The following is a 20,686-nucleotide window of genomic DNA, read 5'->3' as shown; positions in this document are numbered from 1 at the left end:
GCGCCCCACCCGTGAACCTCGAGTCCGCCATGAACGCCGCCCTCACCACCGCGCCGCCCGACGCCAATCACGACGGCGATCCGCTGCGCGATCACAGCCTGTACTTCAATCGCGAGCTGTCGCAGCTGGACTTCAACTTCCGCGTGCTGGCGCAGGCGCAGGATCCGCAGGTGCCGCTGCTGGAGCGCCTGAAGTACTTGTGCATCTCCTGCACCAACCTCGACGAGTTCTTCGAGATCCGCGCCGGCACCCTGCGCCACGCCCAGGACCTGGGCCTGATCCCCGGCGCCGACGGCCTGCCGCCGGCGACCGTGCTGTCGCGCATCCACGACCGCGCCGCCGAGTTGGTCAAGGCCCAGTACGAGTGCTGGAACGAGGTGGTGCGCCCGGCCCTGCGCGACGCCGGCGTGCGCGTGCTCGGCCGCGACTCCTGGAACGCCGCCCAGACCCGCTGGCTGCGCAACTACTTCCGCGAGGAAGTCATGCCGGTGCTGTCGCCGCTGGGCCTGGACCCGGCGCACCCGTTCCCGAAGATCCTCAACAAGTCGCTCAACATCGTGGTGGTGCTGGAAGGCAAGGACGCGTTCGGACGCGCCGGCAACCTCGCCATCGTGCGCGCGCCGCGCTCGCTGCCGCGCATCATCCAGATGCCGGAGAACGTCTCCGGCGGCAAGCACGACTTCGTGTTCCTGTCCTCGGTGCTGTCGACCTTCGTCGACGAGCTGTTCCCGGGCATGGACGTCAAGGGCGCCTACCAGTTCCGCGTGACCCGCAACTCCGAGCTGCTGGTGGACGAGGAAGAGGTCGACAACATCGCCCTGGCCCTGCGCGACGAGCTGGTCGGCCGCGGCTACCTGCGCGCGGTGCGCCTGGAGATCGCCGAGCAGTGCCCGAAGCCGATCGTGCGCAGCCTGCTGGAGAACTTCGATCTGCCCGAGAACGCGGTGTACCGCATCAACGGCCCGGTCAACCTCAATCGCGTGATCCAGGTCTACGATCTGGTGCAGCGCCCCGAGCTCAAGTTCCCGCCCTACCAGCAGCGCCAGTTGCCCGGCGTGGAGAGCATGTTCGAGAAGGTCGGCAACGGCGACGTGCTGCTGCACCATCCCTTCGACGCGTTCACGCCCGTGCTGGAGCTGATCCGCCAGGCCGCCGAAGACCCGAACGTGCTGGCCATCAAGCAGACCCTGTACCGCGCCGGCAAGGACTCGCCCATCGTCGAGCAGCTGGTCCAGGCCGCGCGCAACGGCAAGGACGTCACCGTGGTGGTCGAGCTGCGCGCGCGCTTCGACGAAGAGGCCAATCTGGGCCTGGCCGATCGTCTGCAGGAAGCCGGCGTGCAGGTGGTGTACGGCGTGGTCGGCTACAAGACCCACGCCAAGATGCTGCTGATCGTGCGCCGCGAGGGCCGCAAGCTGCGCCGCTACGTGCACCTGGGCACCGGCAACTATCACAGCGGCACCGCGCGCGCCTACACCGACTTCGGCCTGATCACCGCCGACCCGGACATCGGCAACGACGTCCACCTGATCTTCCAGCAGCTGTCCGGCCTGGCGCCGTCGCTGAAGCTCAAGCGCCTGCTGCAATCGCCGTTCACCCTGCACGCGGGCGTGCTCAAGCGCATCGACCGCGAGACCAAGCACGCGCGCGCCGGCCGCCCCGCGCGCATCGTCGCCAAGATGAACGCCCTCAACGAGCCGCAGGTGATCCGCGCGCTCTACCAGGCCTCGCAGGCCGGCGTGCAGATCGACCTGATCGTGCGCGGCGCCTGCACCCTGCGCCCGGGCGTGCCCGGGGTATCCGACAACATCCGAGTGCGCTCCATCGTCGGGCGCTTCCTCGAACACCACCGCGTCTACTGGTTCGGCAACGACGGCGAACCCGACCTGTTCTGCTCCAGCGCCGACTGGCTGGAACGCAACCTGCTGCGCCGCGTCGAGACCGGCTTCCCCATCCTCGACCCGGCCCTGGCCGAGCGCGTTTACGACGAAGCCCTGAGCAACTACCTCGCCGACAACCTCAGCGCCTGGGAACTGCGCGCCGACGGCGAGTACGAGCGGGTCGTGCCGCAAGGCGACGCCATGCCCCATTCCGCACAAGCCACTTTATTGGCGAAAATCTGCGGATGAACGACGCCTACCCGACCACCGCCCTGCCGCTCCAGGACGGCGACCTACTCGCCGCCGTCGACCTGGGGTCGAACAGTTTCCACATGGTGGTCGCGCGTTACGTGCTGGGCCAGCTGCGCATCGTCGATCGGCTGCGCGAGACCGTGCGCATGGCCGAGGGCCTGGACCGCAAGGGCGGCCTGGCCCCGGAAGTGCGCCAGCGCGCGCTGGAATGCCTGTCGCGCTTCGGCCAGCGCATCCGCGACGTGCCGCCGCAACGGGTGCGCGCGATCGCCACCAACACCGTGCGCCGCCTGGCCGCGCCGCAAAGCTTCCTGATGCCGGCCGAAACCGCGCTGGGCCACGCCATCGAAGTGGTGGCCGGCCGCGAAGAGGCGCGCCTGATCTACCTCGGCGTCGCCCACGCCCAGCCGTCCAAGCCCGGCGAGCTGCGCCTGGTGATCGACATCGGCGGCGGCTCCACCGAGTGCATCATCGGCAGCGGCTTCGAGGCGATCGAACGCGAAAGCCTGCAGCTGGGCTGCATCGCCACCACCCGCCGCTTCTTCGAGAACGGCAAGCTGTCGAAGAAGAAGTGGCGCGACGCGCTGACCGAAGTCACCGCCGAGTTCCAGCAGTTCGCCGGCACCTACCGCGCGCTGGGCTGGCAGGAAGCGCTGGGCTCGTCGGGCACCAACAAAGCGATCGGCGAAATTTGCGCGGCGATGAAGCTGACCAAGGGCGCGGTCACCGCCGAGGCCCTGCCGCAAGTGCGCGACCGTCTGCTGCAGGCCGAACGCATCGAGCTGATCGACCTGCCCGGCCTGTCCGCCGACCGCCGCCCGGTGATCGCCGGCGGCATCCTGGTGCTGGAAGCGGCGTTCAACGCCCTGGGCCTGAGCCGGATGGCGGTGAGCAAGGCGGCGATGCGCGAAGGCGTGCTCTACGACATGCTCGGCCGCGGCGGCGCCGACGATCCGCGCGACGCTTCGGTGGCCGCGCTGATGCAGCGCTACGGCATCGACGAGGGCCAGGCCGCGCGCGTGGAGGCGACCATGCTGCGCCTGTTCGATCAGGTCGCGGGCGCCTGGGCGCTGGACCCGGACGACCGCCTGATGCTGCAACGCGCCGCCCGCCTGCACGAGCTCGGCCTGGCGCTGGCGCACAGCCAGTACCACGTGCACGGCGCCTACGTGGTCGAGCACTCCGACATCTCCGGCTTCTCGCGCCAGCAGCAGCAGTTCCTGGCCGCGCTGATGCGCACGCATCGCCGCGGCATTCCCAAGAGCGCCTTCGACGCCCTGCCCGATCGCCTGTTGGCCCCGGCACGCCGCAGCGCCGCGCTGCTGCGTCTGGCGGTGCTGCTGCACCGTGCCCACGAGGGCGATCCGATCCCGCAGCTGGACGCCCACGCCGAGGGCAACACCCTGACCCTGACCGTGTCCAAGCGCTGGCTGGATTCGCGCCCGCTGGTGCGCGCCGACCTCGAGGGCGAGCCGCAGGACGCGGCCGGGCTGGGCATCGCGCTGAAGCTGCTGGCGGCCTGAGGCTATCGGTATTGCGAACGCGATCACGCGCGCGCGATTGCGTGCGCGGCGGCGCTCGCCGATGATGCCGACCGTCAGCGCCCCCCGGATCCGACCATGCAGCCTTCCCGCCTTCGTTCCGCCCTGGCTTGGGGCACGCTGATGTTCGTCGCTTCCGCGCTGGGCGCCTGCGACGCTCAACAGAAAGTCGGCGACGCCGATCCGTCCAAGACCATCGCACCGGCTGCGGACGGGGCGACCGCCAGCCGCACCCTGCTCCTGCTCGACGACGGCCGCGTGTACAGCCCGCAGGGCCCGGTCGAACTGCCGCTGGCGATCCGCGCGCTGGGCCCGGCCGCGACCACCGAAGTGATCCTGCAAGGCTGCAAGGCCGACATCGACTACCGCTACATCACCTTCGCTCTGCGCACGCTCAAAGCCGGCGGCTACGAACGCATCACCCTCAAGGGCGGCGGCGCGGATTGCGGCTAACGGCGCCACAGCGCGCAGACCGGCCCGACCGCGCGCTTGCGCGGGCCCAAGTCCGGATGACAGGATCGCGACGAGCTCAACGAATCGGGGATCCGGGTGTCCAATCGATACTCTCGCGTTTTCGCCCTCGCGCTGCTGGGCTGCGCCGTCGCGCTGACCGGCTGCGGCGACGGCCAGGTCGAAGTGAAGCTTCCGACCGCTAGCGCGCCACGGCCTGCGCTGAAAACACAGACCTTGCACATGCTGGCCGACGGCCGCTTTCGCGGCACGGATGCAACGATCGACTTGGCGGCCGCGATGAAAACGCTGGGGCCCGCCGCGACCACCCAGGTGATCCTGTGCGCGCACGGCGCTCAGTTCGAGCAGGTATCGCAGGCGTACGCGACGATCCGCAAGGCCGGCTACGAACGCTCGACGATGGCGGTAGGGGACAGCACCGACTGCAAGTCCTGAGTCCCGCGGCGCGGCCGCGCGCCGCCGCAGCGGCGCGCCGTCCGCGACTCAGGCCTGCGGCGCTATCGCCTTGCGCAATTCCGCGGCGCGCTTGAGCACCTGCGGCGGCGCGATCTCCTCGGGCGTGCGGAAGATGCCGACGCGACGCAACCAGCGCCCCGGCGCGCGCGCCGAGGTCAGGGCCACGATCGGGATCGCCAACAGCAAGCCGGCGATGACCGGCGACATCCACGCCGCCAGCGACGGCGACACCGCATAGGACATGCCCAGCGCCAGCACGCCCAGCAGGGTCGAGCCGCCGTAACTGCGCACCAGCCCCGACAGCGGCAAGGTGCCGTCGTCGCGGCGCTGCGATTCCCAGCCCGAATCCTTGCCCGCCAGCACCTCGGCGATGCCGCGCGATTGCACGTACATGGTCACCGGCGCCATCAGTGCGGCCAGCAGGGTTTCCAGCAGCATGCTCAGCAGCGCTCGCACGGCGCCGCCGCAACCGCGCCGGGTCGCGCCGTCGGTCATCGAGGCCAGATAGCCCATGAGCTTGGGCGCCAGCAGCACCGCCATGGTCGCCACGAACACCCAGGTGAAGCGCTCGGGATCCTGCTCGCGCCAGTAGCGGGTGGGCGAGAAGCCCGGCAGCGAAAGCGTGCCCCAGACGAAACCGGCGCGCTCCAGCGGAATCGCCAGGCCGATCAGCATCAGCATCGCCCACATAGGCGCGGTGAAGTAATGGCCGATGCCGATCAGCAGGTGCCAGCGACTCACCCAGTGCAGGCCCTTGGCCGGCAGCACCGCCGAGTGCTGCAGGTTGCCCTGGCACCAGCGGCGGTCGCGCACCAGCATGTCGGTCAGCGAGGGCGGGCCCTCCTCGTAGCTGCCGGCCAGTCCCGGCACCATGTGCAGGGCCCAGCCGCCGCGCCGCAGCAACGCGGCCTCGACGAAATCGTGACTGAGCACGGTGCCGCCGAACGGCCGATAGCCGCGCAGTTCGGGCAGGCCGGCGTGGGCGGCGAAAGCGGCGGTGCGGATGATCGCGTTGTGGCCCCAGTAGTTGCTCTCGGCGCCGTGCCACCAGGCCACGCCGTGCGCGATCACCGGCCCGTACACGCGTCCGGCGAACTGCTGCATGCGCGCGAACAGGGTGTTGCCGTTGACGATCATCGGCAGGGTCTGGATCAGGGCGACGTCGGGATGGCCCTGCATCGCCACCGCCAGACGCACGATCACCTCGCCCGTCATCAGGCTGTCGGCGTCCAGGATCAGCATCTGCGGATAGGCGCCGCCGTAGCGGCGCACCCATTCGGCGATGTTGCCGGCCTTGCGCTCGGCGTTGTCGTCGCGACGCCGGTAGTACAGGCGCGCGTGCCCGCCGGTGCGTTCGCGCAGGGCCGCGAAGGCCTCGCGCTCGGCCTGTGCGATCGGCTCGCGGGTGGTGTCGCTGAGCACGAAGAAATCGAAGCGGTCCAGATGGCCGGTCGCCGCCACCGATTCGTAGATCGCCTGCAGGCCGGCCATCAGCCGCTGCGGATCCTCGTTGTAGGTCGGCATCAGCAGCGCGGTGCGCACGCCCGGTTCGGGCAAGGCGCCACCGTCGCCCAGGCCCAGGCGCGCGCGCCGGCGCGAGACGATCTGGACGAAGCCGGCCAGGGCGCTGAAGAAGGCCAGCGCGATCCAGGCGAACAAGGCCACGAACAGCACCAGCAGCAGCGCCTCGAGCACGTTGATGCCGTTGCCGCGCAGCACCCACCAGATCTGGTAGGCCGCGATCAGGGTCAGCAGCGCCGAGCCGCCGACGATGTAGGCGCGCCGCCAGGCCATGCCGCGCGGTTCGGTCGGCAGGCGCGGATTGGCCAGCGCGCCCTCGCCCAGCGACTGGATCGGCATCTCCAGCGGCGTTTCCGGCGGCAGGATGGGGGCGACGTCGGCGACGCTCGCGTGCATGCCCGTCGTGCTCATGCGGTCCAACGGTAAAGCCAGATTTCGGACAAGGCGCCGCGCGCGTCTTCCAGGCGCATGCGCAGCTCGACGCTGCGCTCCTGGCCCGGTTCGAGCTCGAAGGCCACGCGCCAGCTGCCGGGCGCCGGCATCGCGTGCGCGACCACGTTGGCGACCCGGCCCTTGGACGCGGACACCACCGCGCGCGGTTCGCTGCCGGCCGGCAATCGCGCCAGCGCGCCGCCGGCCAGATCGATCACGATCCGGCGCGCGCCTTTGCCGCCCGCGCCGATGCGCGTGCCGGTAACCGTTGCCAGCTGCGGCAGCCATTCGTGGCGGTCGCACCAATGCAGGCGGTAATCGAAACGGTGCTCGCGCCCGGGCGCCAGGGCCTGCGTCGGGCGCCAGTAGGCGACGATGTTGTCGTGGAATTCGTCCGCGGTCGGAATCTCGATCAGGCGCACGCTGCCCTCGCCCCAATCGCCGACCGGCTCCACCCACAGGCTGGGCCGGCGCTCGTAGTGGGCTTCGCTGTCGGCGTAGTCGGCGAACTCGCGCTTGCGTTGCATCAGGCCGAAGCCGCGCGGCGCACGGTCCTCGAACGCGCTTTCCTGCAGTACCGCGGGATTGTGCAGCGGGCGCCAGATCTGTTCGCCGCGGCCGTTGATCAAGGCCAGGCCGTCGGAGTCGTGCACGGCGGGGCGGTAGTCGTCGATGCCGTTGCGGTCGTTGGCGTCGAACTGGTACATGCTGGTCAGCGGCGCGATGCCGGCGCGGTCCAGGCTCACGCGCGGGTACAGGCGCATGCTCACGTCGAACACGGTCTCGACACCGGGCACGATCTCGAAGCGGAATGCGGCCGCGGCGCTGGGGCTGTCCATCAGCGCGTGCACCACCGCGCGACGCGCCTCGCGCGCCGGCCGCTCCAGCCAGAACGCGCGGAATACCGGAAATTCCTCACCGGCCGGATCGGCGGTCTTGATCGCCAGGCCGCGCGCGGACAAGCCGTAGGCCTGGCCCTTGGCGACCGCGCGGAAGTAGCTGGCGCCGAGGAAGGCGCAGACTTCGTCGAAATACTCGGGCCGGTTGAGCGGCGCGTGCAGGCGGAAACCGGCGTAGCCCAGATCGTTCTCGCTGGGCGCGCTCACGCCCTCGAAGCGGAACTGCGAGGGCTTATAGATCACCGGCTGGGCGCGGCCGTTCTCGACCTCGTACACGTCGACGCGGTCGCGGAAGAAAAAGCCGCGATGGAAGAACTGGGCTTGGAACGGCAGCCCCAGACCGCGCCATAGCGCCTGATCGGGGTTGTAGCGGATGCCGCGGTACTGGTCGTAACCGATCTTCTCCAGCGAGGCCGGCAGCTGCTTGGACTGCGGTTTGAACGGCTGCGCGGCCAGGGCGCGCGCGAGCGCCGGCACGGTGTCCTCGCCGAATGCGGCGGCGGGCGTCGCGGCGGGTTCGGCCGCCAGCGCGTTCGCGCCCCACAGGCCCAGCACGGGCCACGACAATCCGGCCAGGATCACTTCTCTTCGGCGCATGCGCGCTCCTTCCAATAGCGTCTGGGCGCGATTGTAGGGAGTGAGTTGTTAAGGCCACCGCGATTTGTGGCGGGTTTCAGCCTCGAAATGTGCCTTCGATTGCAAGTAATCGTTTACAGGATGCGCGGCGGCGCGCAAGAGCAACGCAGGCATGGCGGTGGTTCGTTCTGAACACGTGCTGGCGTGGGCGCGCCGCGGAGCCTAGAGCAAATCCCCCTTAATCCCCCTTTTTCAAAGGGGGAGATATGGGCGTGGCGCTTGTTGGTTTTGAGGCGGTGCTGGCGTGGCTGTGCTGCGGAGCCGGAGCGAATCCCTCTTAATCCCCCCTCTTCAAAGGGGGAGACATGGATGTGGCGCTCGTCCGTTGATCCACCCTTCCCAAAGGCGAGATATAAAAAAACCCCGGCTTGCGCTGGGGTTTGGGGGACGAACCAAGACGATTTCGCGTCGGTTCGAAAAATCGGCGACCTGGCGTCAACGCGCGCCGGCGGCGGCGGTTGACGCGGCGGTCGCGGCGCCCAGCTCGGCCAGATCGGAGCCGGCCAGGCGCAGGTTCTTGCGCAGGTGCGCGCGCAGCTGCGCATCCGGCGCGCGCGGCGCGGCGCCGCCGAGGCGACGGTGCATCAGGCTTTCCAGCAGGAACAGATAGGCTTCGCGCGTGCGCGGATCGACCAGCTGATGGCCGCCCTGCGCGTCCACGAACAGGCTCACGTCCTTGTCCAGGGCGCGCAGCGTAGCAGCGTAATGCAGCACGCTGCGGATCGGCACGCGCTCGTCGTCGCCACCGGCCAAAAGCAGCACAGGGTGGCGCAGGCGTTGCGCGTTGGCGACCGGCGATTGCGCGCGCAGGCGTTCGGCGATCGCGGCGTCGGCCGGATCCAGCGCCAGCAGGCGCATGGTGGTCGACATCGGAATGCCGCGCGCGAACTGGTCCTGGCTGCGCGCGTACCAGCGCAGCACCCAGCCGAAGTCCGCCGGCGGCACCGCGGCCACCGCGACCTTGAACAGCTCCGGCTGGAAGGTCACGCCCTGCAGGGCCGAGTAACCGCCGAAGGAAGCGCCGACGATGCCGACGCGCTCGCCGTCGCCGATGCCCTGAGCGAGCAGATAGCGCACGCCCTCGACGATGTCGCGCTGCACGCGGCCGTTGCCGAAGTCGCCGCGGCCGGCGGTCATGTAGTCCAGGCCGTAGCCGGTGGAACCGCGGAAATTGGGCTCGAACACCACATAGCCGCGATTGACCAGCAACTGGGTCTGGGCGCTGAACTCCGGCCGGGTCAGATTGAACGGACCGCCGTGCACATTGGCCACCAAGGGCGCGCGCGCGGCGTCCACGCCCGGCGGCACCGACACGAAACCGTGCAGGCGCATGCCGTCGGAGGCGCGGTAGGCGAAGGCGATCTTGCGCGCCAAGGCGGACTCCGGGATTCGCGCCACCGTCTGGCGGCCATGCCGGAACCCGGCGTCGGCGAGGATTTCGCGGAAGCTTGCGCCGGCGGGATCGTACAGATGCAGGCGTTCGCCCTTCTGCGAGCCCGCGCGCTCGTGCACCAGCCAGCGCGCGCCGGCGCCGCTGCCGACTTCGATGCGCAGGTTGCGCCCCGGATAGCGGCGCTCGATCGCCGCGACCCGGCGTTGCGCCTCGGCGGTAAGGCCGTAGTTGGCCGCCACCGTGCTGCGATAGCTGGCGATCAACGGTAGTCCGCTGAGCGGATCCAGCACGACCTGATCCAGGTCCGCTTCGCCGCGCGGATCGGCATGCACGGTGCGCAGGACACCGTCGCCGCCCAGGCGCGCCAGCCGCAGATAGCCATGACCGACCGTGGTGTTCAGCCACAGGCCTACGCCATCGCTGGCCAAGGGCGAACAGCGCTGCAGTCGCGTGCACCGCATCGCCACGCGCAAGCGCGCGCCGTCCTTGCGGTAGAGCGCATAGCCCTCGCCTTCGACCAGGGTCAGATAGCGCAGGCGCCCGTCGCTGTCGTAAGTGCTGTCGACGATCTCCTGGACGGACTCGTGCAGCAAGGTCTGGCGGCCTTGCGTGTCGACGCGGTACAGCCGCCAACGCTTGGCCAGCCGCGACACCCGTGGCGGGCTTTCCAACACGATCGCGGCGGCCGGCAGGGCCGGGTCCACCGCCTCGAAACTGCGTTCCCAGCGGCCGCCGAGCTTGGCGATCGCGCCAGAGCCGCGCTGCCCCGCCGTGGCCAGCGCGTACAACTGCTGCGCGGACTGCAGGAATAACCAGCGCCCGTCGCGCGACCAGCTCAGCGTCTGGGCTTCGGTGTGCGCGAGCAACCGTCGCGGCGCGCCGCCCGCAGTCGGCAGCAGCCAGACGCCGCGGTTGCGCTCGCCCTGGAGCAGGTAGGCGACGTTGCGACCGTCCGGCGCCAGCCAGGCGCCCAGCAGCGCCGGGCGGGCCAGGAACTCCGCGCGCGCGTAGCTCGGTGCCGGGCTGCGTGCGCGCTCGATGGCGACCGCCGCGCGCAGCTGCGTGGCTTCGTCGGCATGCGCGCGTGCGCACACGCACAGCAACGCCATGATCAGCGCGTCGCGCAGCACGGTGCGCCACCAGGGTGGGTGAGGCGCACGCGCAGGCGGGCGCGTTCGCGCCGACGGCGCGATCGTACTGGGGCTCATGGGCCTCTCCTGCGGGGCCCGCCTAGGCAGGCCCACGGTTGAATGTTCTTGATCGGTCGGTGCTGGCTCGGCGAGCGACGGCCTAGGCCATCGCCGCTTGCGCCGATGGCAACTCGTCCAGGGTTTCGCGCGGCCGGTAGATCAGCCACAAACTCATCAGCGCCGGCAGGCCGAGCGCCGCGCAGGCCGCCAGCCAGGCGATCCGCGCCGGCCGCGACAAGGCGGTGCGCGGCAGGCGCCATAGCGCCCCCAACACGGACAGCAGCAACAAGGCGCCGGCGATCCACTGGGCCGTGCGCGGTGCTGGCGGCGTCGCCATGTCGCGTTCGGGCAGATAGCCCGAGTGCAGAGCCAGCAGCGCCTTCTGCGCGCGATACAACAGCGGCGAGGTGTACCAGTTCTGGTAGCGCCAGGCGATCGGGTAATCCAGGCTCAGCTGTCGGCGCGCCACCGGCGTCGTCCGGCCGGCGTCGTCCACGCGCAGCAACTGCTGGTAGGGCAAGACGCCCTCGGCGTTGTGCGAGGCGTAGGTAAACAGGAACGAGACCAGATAGCCGTCCAGCAGCTCCATCAGATCGATGCGCACCAGATCGCCGCTGCGTCCCGGCAGCGCCACGCGTTGGCGCGGCTTGAGCACGCCGTCGTCGTTGTCCAGCTCGCGCAGGTCGTAGAAGTACAGCGCGCGATCGCTCAACAGGACCGCGCTGTCGCCGACCTTGTCCAGGCCGGTCAGAACTTCGCCCCGCGGCAGCCGCGCGCGCGGCAACACGCGGCGCGCGTCGCTGTCGTACTGATAGACCGCATCGCGCGCGACCAACAGGCCCTCGGGACCGGGCTGCACCGGTTGCGGGAAGGCGGCGTCGCCGTCGACGCCGAGGCTGCCGACCGCGCGCTTGTCGACCAGGCTGTAACCCTCGAAACGCATGCGGTCGTGGCTGAATACCCAGCGCTGCCGCTGCGTCTCGTCGTCGAACTCCATCGGCTCGCGGTTGGTCAGTTGGTTGCGTTGCGGCAAGCCGCGCAGTCCGGGGCCGGTGCCGTAGATCTCCGAGATCAGGGCCTGCTCGCGCCACAGTTCGGCCTGCGGGTCGCGACTGCCGGCCAGGCCCATGCGCATCAGGTCCCTGCCTTCGGAGAATTCGGCTTCCTTCTCGCCGCCCGGCGGCGCCACCGCCATGTTGTTGGGATGCGAGCCTTGCGCGATCCATACGAACTCGACGCCGAAGCCGACGATCACCAGCGCGAACCACAGCGCGAACTGCAGCGGGATCGCGGTGAGCAAGGCGGCGGCGGCGTTGCGCGGCGGCGCGCTCAGGTCGGGCTTGAACGCGATCAGCAACATCGCCGCCAACACGATCAGCAGGTACAGCTGCAGCGCGATCGCGCCCAGGCCGGTGGCGCGCGCGATCAGCAAGCCGAACACCAGCACCAGCGCGGACCAGCCGTAGCGCTTGTCGGCCAGCATCGCGTAGCCGCCGGCCAGATAGGCGCACAGCGCCAGCAGCAGGCCGGAGGCGGCCAGCAGCAGGTGACGCAGATCGAGTACGCGCGCGGTCATGAATTCCTGCCAGGCCGCGACCAGCAGCAACGGCAGCAGCACCGCGATCGCCAGCAGCAGCGCGCCGGCGCCGACCAGGGCCAAGGCCACGCGCGCATGCGGCAGCGGCCGGTGCAGCAGGTTCAACCAGGCGTTCGGACGTCGGTAGCCGCCCATCTGGTACAGGCCCAGCAGCAAGCCGCTGACCGCGTAGACGATGCCGATGACCTGGTAGACCAGGTAGGACTGCTGCGCCAGATCGACGACCCGGCTCATGAAGCCCAGCACCACCAGTTGCACGGCGGCGTAAGCGATGGCCCAGGCGCGGAAGCGCAGCAGTTCGGCCTTGAACAAATCCCACATGGCGTAGTCCCCGAATATGGCGGCCGCGTCAGCTCGCCGCGTCCGCGGCGGTGGCCGGTGCGGCGTGGTTCTTGGCCAGGAAGCCGTTGACCGCGCGGTCCAGGCTGACCGGCATGCTTTGCACCGAACGCGCGCCGCTGGCGCGCAGGAATTCAGCGAAGTCCTCGTCCTGGTCCAGCACCAGGTAGTGGTGCAGGCCGTCCAGGCGCTGCGCCTGCAGCAGGCCCGGCACGGTGCGCGGGTCGGGGCCCTTGAACGGAATGTCGGCGACCCAGTGGCGCACGCGCGCACAGAAGTCCTCGGGCGCCGACATGTTCTTGAGCTGACCGCGCTCGAGGATGATGAGGTTGTCGGCGACGCGCTCGATCTCCTCCATCTGGTGCGAGCAATAGACCACCGTGCAATCGTCGCTGGCGTTGCTGTACATCAGCGACTCCAGGAAGGCGCGCTTGGCGACCACGTCCAGGCCCAGGGTGGGTTCGTCCAGCACCAGCAGTTCCGGCCCTTGCGCCAACGCGATCGCCAGGTTCAGACCCGCGCGCTCGCCGCGCGAGAGCTGGCCGACCTTCTGTTCGGGCAGCACGTGGTAATGATCGAGCACGCCGCGGAACGCGGTTTCGTTCCAGCGCGGGTACTGGCGGCGGTGCATGTCCACCACCGCCGCCACCCGCATCCAGCCCGGCAGGGTGTGCTCTTCGTTGACGAAACCGATGCGCTCGCGGTCGCCGGGGGTGAGCCGCTGACTGTCGCGGCCGAGGATGCTGGCCGAGCCGGCGGTCGGCGGCAGGAAGCCGAGCAGGATCCGGAACAAGGTGGATTTTCCGGCGCCGTTGGCGCCGACGATGGCGTGGATGCGGCCGCGCGGGATGCACAGGTCGAGGCGGTCCAGGGCGAGCTTGCGGCCGTAGCGCTTGCTCAGCCCCTGGGTCTGGATCACGTAGTCGTGGCTATCGGACATGGCGGCGGGCCTGGGATCGGAGGCGGGCATCGGGGGTCAGGCGGTCTTGCGCGGAACCAGCGCGAGAAACTCGCGCTGCAGGCGCGCCTGCAGTTCCTCCGGCGCATAGCCCAACCCGATCACGTCCTGCATGAAGCGCTGCACGGCTTCTTCCAGGCGGCGCTCGCGCTCGGGCTCGCTCAGGCGCTGGCGCACCGGCGCCACGTACAGGCCCAGGCCCTGGCGCGCCTCCAGCCAACCCTCGGCGGCGAGTTCGGCGTAGACCTTGGCGACCGTGTTGGGGTTGATCGTCAGCTGCTGGGCCAGGCCGCGCACGCTGGGCAGTTGGTCGCCGGGCGCGAGTTCGGCGGTGGCGATCTTCATGCGCACCGCGTCGGCGATCTGCTTGCCGATCGGGCGCGGATCGCCGGTCGCGATCTGGATCATCAGCGGGCGGGTGCGGGCCATGGGGCGCTCCTGGACTGTACTAACTGTACTGTTGTGACTAGTACAGTCGAAACGGCCTCCCCTGTCAATCGGCTTCGTCGGCGTATCCGGGGTTTCGTCGCAAACCCCGGCCATCGCGCGTCATGGCGCGGTCATGGCCCTGACATGGCCGCTTAACGCCTTTCCAACAGGCTTGCCCAAACCGGGAGCCGCGCATGCGCTACGCGATCGTCACCGAGACCTACCCGCCGGAGATCAACGGCGTGGCCCTGACCGTGCAAGGTCTGGAGCAGGGTCTGCGCGCGCGCGGGCACCGGGTCGACCTGGTGCGCCCGCGTCAGGCCCACGAACGCAGCGGCGCCGAACACGAGCTGTTGCTGCGCAGCGTGCCGCTGCCGCGCTACCCCGGCCTGCGCGTGGGCCTGCCGGCGACCCGGCGCCTGATCCAGGCCTGGAGCGCGCAGGCGCCCGACGCGATCTATGTGGCCACCGAGGGTCCGCTGGGCTGGTCGGCGCTGCGCGCGGCGCGGCGCCTGGGCATTCCGGTCGCCACCGGTTTCCACACCCGTTTCGACGAATACATGCGCGACTACGGCGCGCCGTTCCTGGTCGGCACCGCGCTGCGCTGGATGCGGCGTTTCCACAACGACGCCGACGCCACCCTGGTGCCGACCCGCGAGCTGGCCGAGTTCCTGCGCGCGCAAGGCTTCGAGAATGTGGTGCGGCTGCCGCGCGCGGTCGACACCGCGCTGTTCGAGCCAAGCCGGCGCAGCGAGGCGCTGCGTCGCGCCTGGGGCATCCCCGACGGCGGCGTGGCCGCGATCTACGTCGGCCGGATCGCAGCGGAGAAGAATCTGGACCTGGCCGTGCGCGCGTTCCGCGCGCTCCAGCAACAGCGGCCCGAGGCGCGCTTCGTCTGGGTCGGCGACGGCCCCGAGCGCGCCAAACTGCAACGCGAGCAACCCGACTTCGCGTTCTGCGGCGTGCAGCGCGGCGCCGATCTGGCCACGCATTTCGCCAGCGGCGATCTGTTCCTGTTCCCCAGCCGCAGCGAGACCTTCGGCAACGTGACCCTGGAAGCCATGGCCAGCGGCGTGCCCACGGTCGCGTTCGATTACGGCGCCGCGCACGAGCACCTGCGCGATGGCGAGCATGGCGCCGCGATCGCCGACGGCGACGAGGCCGGCTTCATCGCCGCCGCGGCGCGCATCGGCAGCGACGACGCGCTGCGCGCGGCGATGGCGCGCGCCGGCCGCGCCGCGATCGCCGGCCTGCGACCCGAGCAGGTCGCCGCCGATTTCGATGCCTTGCTGAGCGGACTGGCCGAGACCGCGCCACGCCGCCCGCCGCGGCACGGCAAAACCCTGGCCGTACAAGACGAACGGGAGGTCGTATGAACCGCATGCCCTTGCGCAAACGCTTCAACGCCGGCGATTCGGGCTGGTGCCTGCGCGCCAACCGGGTCTGCGAGCGCAGCGGCTCGCGCGCCTACTTCGCCGCGATCAGCCGCCTCGGCGACGGGGTGTTCTGGTATCTGCTGATGGGCACGCTGGTGGTGGTGGACGGCTACGCCGGCCTGCTGGCCTCCGCCCATCTGGCCGCGACCGGCGCGATCGCGTTGACCCTGTACAAGCTGCTCAAGCGCTGGACGCGGCGGCCGCGCCCGTTCGCGTCCGACACCCGCATCCACGCCTGGGTCGCGCCGCTGGACGAATTCAGTTTCCCGTCCGGGCATACCTTGCATGCGGTCGCCTTCAGCCTGGTGGCGATGGCGCATTACCCGGCGCTGGCCTGGCTGCTGGTGCCGTTCACCGCCAGCGTCGCCTTGTCGCGCGTGGTGCTGGGCCTGCATTACCCCAGCGATGTATTGGCGGCGACGGCGATCGGGAGTGCCTTGGCGGGGCTGTCGTTGTGGTTGGTGCCTGGGGTGTCGTTGTTTGGTTGAGGTGCGGCGCTTCTCTCGCGCGTCTTTGGCTGTGCGTTCGTTCGCTTGCGGCGGCCCTCACCCCAACCCCTCTCCCGCAGGCGGGAGAGGGGCTAGAAGCGCGCGCGGGAAAAGGGGCGGCCCGGAGAGCCTCTAGGCCTCAACCCCACTCCATCAACGCCGCCCGCTCGATCGCCGGCGCGCTCTGCCCCGCCCAGTCGCGATCGTTCGCCACCTGCGCCTGCGCGCGGCTGGCGTCCAGCGCGGCGAAATCCAGGTCCGCCACCGCCCAGGTCTGATCGCCGCGGGTGATCGCGACGATGCCGTCCGCGGGCAGGCCCACGTCCATCGGCGCATAGATCGCGGCTTCGCCGGTGTTGGTGTCCAGCGCCGGGCTCCAGGCCGCGTCGCCCGCGGTCACCGCCTGGGCGACGAAGCAACGGTTCTCCAACGCGCGCGCCAGGCAGCCCACGCGCACGCGGGTGGCGCCGGCCTCGGTGTCGGTGCAGCTGGGCGCGATCAGCACACGCGCGCCGGCTTCGCATTGGGCGCGCACCGGCAGCGGAAACTCGATGTCGTAGCAGACCGCGATGGCCGCGCGCGTCTCGCCCAGCGCGAACACGCGCAAGGCATCGCCGCCCTCGATCACCGCGGCGCGTTTCTCGAAGCCGGTCAGCTGCAGCTTGTCCTGCCACAGCACGCCGCCGTCGGGCGCGAAGGCATAGCTGCGGTTGCGATAGCGCCCGCGACCGTTGTCGAGCAGAAAGCTGCCGGCGACCACGTGCATGCGCAGCTCGCGCGCGAGCAGGCCGTACAGCTCGCGCCAGGCGTCGTGATAGGTCTGGATCGCGATCAGCGAGGCGTGCAGATCGCCCTGGGTGGCGGCGCCGAAACTCGCGCCCAGCTCCAGGGCCAGGTATTCGGGCAGCACCGCCAGTTCGGCGCCGGCGCGCTTGGCCTCGCCCAGCCAGCGCGCCTGCTTGTCGGCGAACTCGGCGAAGCTGCGCGGCGCGCCGATGCGGTACTTGGCGACCGCGACCTTCAACGCTGACGCTCCAGCGCACGCAGCCAGAAGCCCAGCGTGTGCGCGACCTCGCCGCGCCCGACTTCGCGCCAGGCCAGGCTCGCGCGCAGCTGCGGCTGCCGGCGGTAACCGCGCTTGCTCCAGAACTCGTCCTTGTCGCGCTGAAACGGCGGCCGGCGGCGGTCGTCAGCGGCGCGTTCGACCGCGCAGAAGGCGGTCCAGTCGTAGCCGCCCAGCGAGCGCGCATGCGCTTCGCGCTCGTCGAAGAAGCGATGGCCCAGGCCGCGCCCGCGATACGTCGGCAGCAGCACCGACTCGCCGCAATAGAACACGCGCTCGGGATCGAAGGCGCTGTCGGCGAACGGCGTCCGGAAGGCGTCGGACTCGTCGCTCAGGGGCAGGCCGGTGGACGCGCCGACCACTTGGTCGCCGTCGAAGGCCAGCACCGCGATGCTGCGCCAGGAGCGCAGATAGGTCTGCAGGTACTGGGCTTCGTAGTCGCTGTCGCCGTCGTACAGATACGGCCACTCGCGGAACACCGCGATGCGCAGCCGCGCGAGATCGTCCAGGTAGGGGGCGATCGCCTCGCCTACGACGCAACGTATTTCGATCGGGGACGCATTCATGACAGGCAGTTTAGGCCAAGCGCAGCACGGGACACTCGGCGGCCGACCGGCGCAGCAGCGACCCGATCGGCGGCCATGACACAAAGTGCGGCCGCGGGCGTCTGCCCGCGGCCGCGATATCGCCGAATCAGCGCGCCAGCGGGCGCGAGCCGGCGAGCTGGTACCAGTCGACCTTACGGGTGATCACCATCACCGCGGCCAGGATCAGGAACAGCAGGCCCGCGCCCATCACCAGCGCGTTGTCCTCCGACACCAGCAGGCCGTACAGCGCCGCGTACAAGGTCGCCAGCATCGCCGCGAAGCCCAGGCCGCGGCCGACGCTGCGCAAGACCGCGCTGAGGTAGAAGCCGAGCAGGCCGATGCAGGCCACGCTCGCGGCCAGATAGGCCCAGGCGAAGGCGATGTGTTCGCTGAGGCTGACCAGCAGCAGGAAGAAGATCGCCAGCGCCAGGCCGACCAGGCCGTACTGGATCGGGTGGATCGGGAGCTGCTTGATCAGTTCGAAGATGAAGAAGCCGATGAAGGTCAGCAGCACGAACAGCAGGCCGTACTTGCTGGCGCGATCGGCCTGCGAGTACACGTTGACCGGATCGACCAGGGCCACCGCGACCGCATCGATGCCGCCGGTGGCGACCGTGTCGGCGCGTTCGCCGCCGCTCATCTCGCCGCCTTCCACGCTGGGCACGGTCTTGCCGTCCAGGAACTGGCGCTGCGCGCTGGTGGCCAGCGAAGACACCTGCCAGTCGGCGTTGAAACCCTGGGCGCCGATGTCGCGGGTGCGCGGCAGGAAGCTGCCGCCGAAGCGTGGGTGCTGCCAGCTGGACTGGATCGCGAAGCGGTTGCTCTTGGCCAGCGGCACCAGCGCCAGCGACTCGGTGCCGCCGAGGTTGAAGTCCAGTTGGGTGCGCAGGTTCAACACCTGGCCGGGCTCCGGCACCGCCAGACGCGCGTGCACGCCGCCGCCGTCGCGGCTGCCCATGCCCTCCTCGACCTCGACCGCGGCGCCGTCGATGCGCAGCGCCGGCGTCGACAGCAGGCCGCGCACGTCGGCGAAGCCGTAGCTCAACCAGGGCCGGCCGATCTTGCGGGTATGCCCGGCGGGCAGCGCGGTCTTGGGCAGCTCGGCGCGAAAATCGGCCTTGGCCTGGGCCTGCCACTCGTACACCCGCACCTCGTGCAGGCCCAGCCGGCGCGTGCTGGGCTTGAGCGGGCCGCGCACGTCCAGGGTGGTCGGGAAATAGGTCCAGCGACTGCTTTCCTCGCGCACGACCCGGCGCACGAAGCCCTTCTCGTCCTTCTCGTCGGTTTCGATGAAGTCGGTGTACGGCACCACCAGCACCGGACCGGTGAAGGCCTGGGCGCCGGCATAGCTGCGCGCGATCGTCGCCACGGCCTGGTTGCGATAGCTCTGGCGGTCGTTGATCACGCCGCGGATCAGCAGCAGCGGAATCAGGATCGCCAGGGTCATGCCCAGCACCAAGAATATTTTCAACCAAAGTCGCATGTCCCCTCTCCTGTCGTTGCGGTGACGGCAGGATGGGCGCGGCCTGGGTGGGGAGGATGGGGGAACGGTGAAGCGATGGTGAAGTGTTGGGGCTAGGAGTGAGCGTGGAGGAGTGAGGAGCGAGCGAGTGCGCTAGCGGCTTTCGCTCACTCCTCACTCCTCTAAGCTCACTCCTCGCGCGGCCTACAGGCCGCGCGACAGCACTAGGCTGGCCAGGGCGCCGCCGCCATCGCGGTTGCTCAGCGCGGCGTGGCCGCCGTGCAGGGCCGCGACCTCGGCCACGAAGCACAGGCCCAGGCCGCTGCTGCGGCTGCCACCGGCGGGGCGCGACAGCGAGTAGAAGCGCTCGAACACGCGCGGCAGCGCGTATTCGGGCACGCCGGTACCGCGGTCGCCGACGTCGACGCGCTGGGCCTCGCCGTCGCGGTACAGGCGCAGCGCGATCTCGCCTTGCGCGGGCGAGAAGTCGGCGGCGTTGTCGATCAGGTTGACCAGGGCCTGGCGTAGCAGGAAGGGGTCGCCGTCCAGGGTGGGCAGGTCTTCTGCCAGGTCCAGCGTGAGGCGCAAGCCGCCCTGGGCCAGGCGCGGCGCGCACTGTTCGGCGGCCTCGCGCGCGATCACGGCCAGGTCCACCGGCTCGGGGTTGTCCAGGCGCTGGCGGTGCTCGACCGCGGCCAGCGCCAGCAGCTTGTCGATCATCTGCGCCAGCCGGTCGCTCTGGCGGCGGATGCTGGCGGCGAAGCGAGCGCGGTCCTCCTCCGCCATCGGCGCCTCGCCCGGCCGCGTTTCCAGCAGCTCGGCGCTGCCGCGGATCGCCGCCAGCGGGCTCTTCATCTCGTGGGTCAGGGTGTGCACGTACTGCTCGACGTACTGCTTGCCCTCGAGCTGGGTGCGCATGCTCTCCAGCGCACGCCCGAGTTCGCCGAACTCGCCGACCGAGGCCGGCAGCTCGGCGCGGCGGCCGGCGCTGACCGCGTGCGCGTAACGGCGCAGGCCGTTGAGCTGGCGCGACAGCCACCAGGCCGCGAACAGGCCGATCAGCAGCGCGGTGCCCATCAGCACGCCGCCCCAGCGCAGCACCACGCGCTGGCTGCGCTCGATGAAGGGCGCGATGGTGCGGTTGGGCTTGGCCACGGTCAGCGAACCGATGATGCGGCCGGCCGGGTCGCGAATCGGCGCGGCCACGTGCATCACGCTGGAGTTGGGATCGTCCGGATCGCTGGGCGTGGAGCGCGCACCGTAGCGCCCGCGCAGGGTCAGGTAGACGTCGTTCCAGCGCGAGTAGTCGCGGCCCAGGTCGCGGCCGTCGCTGTCGAACACCACGACGCCGCGCGCGTCGGTGATGTACAGGCGATAGTTGGTGGCGCGCTTGCCGAAGCCCCAGATCTCGGCGCCGAAGTCGCGCCCGCGCAGCTCGCGCACGCGCCGGGCGAAGGCGCCGTCGTTGATGCGCCCGGCGATGAAATCGTCGGTGGCCAGCTCGGCCAGCACGTTGGCCGAATCCACCAGGGTGTCTTCCATCGCCTGGCGCACGCCGGGCTTGACCTCGGCCAGGAACACCCGCGTCAGCAGCAGCGCGGCCAGCGCGACGATGCAGAAGTAGCCCAGAAAAATGCGCAGCCCGATCTTCATGCG

The 20,686-nt window shown here is 70.2% G+C and carries 16 protein-coding genes; 6 read left to right on the top strand and 10 right to left on the bottom strand.

Going from position 1 to position 20,686, the window contains the following annotated elements:
• Window positions 1–29 precede the first annotated feature (29 nt).
• The 4 genes from ppk1 to ASE35_RS20925 all read left to right on the top strand — a co-directional run bounded on the left by ppk1 (window position 30) and on the right by ASE35_RS20925 (window position 4,579).
• Entirely contained in the window at window positions 30–2,129 is a 2,100-nt protein-coding gene (ppk1, locus tag ASE35_RS01840; RefSeq protein WP_056173265.1) for a polyphosphate kinase 1, read from the top strand.
• Complete coding sequence (gene ppx / locus ASE35_RS01835; RefSeq protein ID WP_057162800.1) at window positions 2,126–3,655, top strand: exopolyphosphatase; 1,530 nt, start codon at window positions 2,126–2,128, stop codon at window positions 3,653–3,655. Before ppk1 ends, ppx begins: the two co-directional genes overlap by 4 nt.
• 96 nt (window positions 3,656–3,751) lie before the next feature.
• Window positions 3,752–4,126 carry a hypothetical protein gene (locus ASE35_RS01830; protein ID WP_057162798.1) on the top strand — a complete coding sequence of 125 codons (375 nt, stop codon included), beginning with the start codon at window positions 3,752–3,754 and terminating at the stop codon, window positions 4,124–4,126.
• A 240-nt stretch (window positions 4,127–4,366) separates the two neighbouring features.
• Window positions 4,367–4,579: a hypothetical protein gene (locus ASE35_RS20925; RefSeq protein WP_157489215.1), complete on the top strand. Its 213-nt coding sequence runs from the start codon at window positions 4,367–4,369 to the stop codon at window positions 4,577–4,579.
• 48 nt (window positions 4,580–4,627) lie between these two features.
• Here ASE35_RS20925 and mdoH read toward each other — a convergent pair whose 3' ends face one another.
• From mdoH to ASE35_RS01795, 6 genes are all read right to left on the bottom strand, one after another.
• A complete protein-coding gene (mdoH, locus tag ASE35_RS01820; protein WP_057162794.1) occupies window positions 4,628–6,532 on the bottom strand; it encodes a glucans biosynthesis glucosyltransferase MdoH in 1,905 nt (634 codons plus the stop codon).
• Window positions 6,529–8,049 carry a glucan biosynthesis protein G gene (locus ASE35_RS01815; protein WP_056173252.1) on the bottom strand — a complete coding sequence of 507 codons (1,521 nt, stop codon included), beginning with the start codon at window positions 8,047–8,049 and terminating at the stop codon, window positions 6,529–6,531. The genes mdoH and ASE35_RS01815 overlap by 4 nt, the downstream gene beginning before the upstream one ends.
• Before the next feature lie 474 nt (window positions 8,050–8,523).
• Window positions 8,524–10,689, bottom strand: a complete 2,166-nt coding sequence (locus ASE35_RS01810; RefSeq protein ID WP_157489214.1) for a prolyl oligopeptidase family serine peptidase — start codon at window positions 10,687–10,689, stop codon at window positions 8,524–8,526.
• Window positions 10,690–10,771: 82 nt separating this feature from the next.
• Complete coding sequence (locus ASE35_RS01805; protein ID WP_057162791.1) at window positions 10,772–12,589, bottom strand: hypothetical protein; 1,818 nt, start codon at window positions 12,587–12,589, stop codon at window positions 10,772–10,774.
• Window positions 12,590–12,617: 28 nt separating this feature from the next.
• Window positions 12,618–13,547, bottom strand: a complete 930-nt coding sequence (locus tag ASE35_RS01800) for an ABC transporter ATP-binding protein (protein WP_057162789.1) — start codon at window positions 13,545–13,547, stop codon at window positions 12,618–12,620.
• Between the two features lie 36 nt (window positions 13,548–13,583).
• The gene (locus tag ASE35_RS01795) at window positions 13,584–13,994 is read right to left on the bottom strand and encodes a GntR family transcriptional regulator (protein WP_056173241.1); all 411 of its coding nucleotides are present in this window, start codon (window positions 13,992–13,994) and stop codon (window positions 13,584–13,586) included.
• A 194-nt stretch (window positions 13,995–14,188) separates the two neighbouring features.
• Here ASE35_RS01795 and ASE35_RS01790 point away from each other — a divergent pair, with 194 nt between their 5' ends.
• Window positions 14,189–15,370, top strand: coding sequence for a glycosyltransferase family 1 protein (locus tag ASE35_RS01790; RefSeq protein WP_057162788.1), 1,182 nt, complete (start codon window positions 14,189–14,191; stop codon window positions 15,368–15,370).
• Between the two features lie 5 nt (window positions 15,371–15,375).
• Window positions 15,376–15,918 carry a phosphatase PAP2 family protein gene (locus ASE35_RS01785; RefSeq protein ID WP_157489318.1) on the top strand — a complete coding sequence of 181 codons (543 nt, stop codon included), beginning with the start codon at window positions 15,376–15,378 and terminating at the stop codon, window positions 15,916–15,918.
• Between the two features lie 139 nt (window positions 15,919–16,057).
• Here the strand turns inward: ASE35_RS01785 and ASE35_RS01780 are convergent, their stop codons facing one another.
• From ASE35_RS01780 to creC, 4 genes are all read right to left on the bottom strand, one after another.
• Window positions 16,058–16,942, bottom strand: coding sequence for a carbon-nitrogen hydrolase family protein (locus ASE35_RS01780; protein ID WP_057162784.1), 885 nt, complete (start codon window positions 16,940–16,942; stop codon window positions 16,058–16,060).
• Window positions 16,939–17,547, bottom strand: coding sequence for a GNAT family N-acetyltransferase (locus ASE35_RS01775; protein WP_057162782.1), 609 nt, complete (start codon window positions 17,545–17,547; stop codon window positions 16,939–16,941). Before ASE35_RS01775 ends, ASE35_RS01780 begins: the two co-directional genes overlap by 4 nt.
• 127 nt (window positions 17,548–17,674) lie before the next feature.
• A complete protein-coding gene (gene creD, locus ASE35_RS01770) occupies window positions 17,675–19,051 on the bottom strand; it encodes a cell envelope integrity protein CreD (protein ID WP_056173226.1) in 1,377 nt (458 codons plus the stop codon).
• Between the two features lie 183 nt (window positions 19,052–19,234).
• Window positions 19,235–20,683, bottom strand: coding sequence for a two-component system sensor histidine kinase CreC (gene creC, locus ASE35_RS01765; RefSeq protein ID WP_057162780.1), 1,449 nt, complete (start codon window positions 20,681–20,683; stop codon window positions 19,235–19,237).
• Window positions 20,684–20,686 lie beyond the last annotated feature (3 nt).

The sequence above is a fragment of the Lysobacter sp. Root916 genome, assembly GCF_001429785.1.
Classification (GTDB): domain Bacteria; phylum Pseudomonadota; class Gammaproteobacteria; order Xanthomonadales; family Xanthomonadaceae; genus Lysobacter.
The sequence above is the reverse complement of the archived record's forward strand: the minus strand, read 5'-3'. Positions and strand labels throughout refer to the sequence as shown.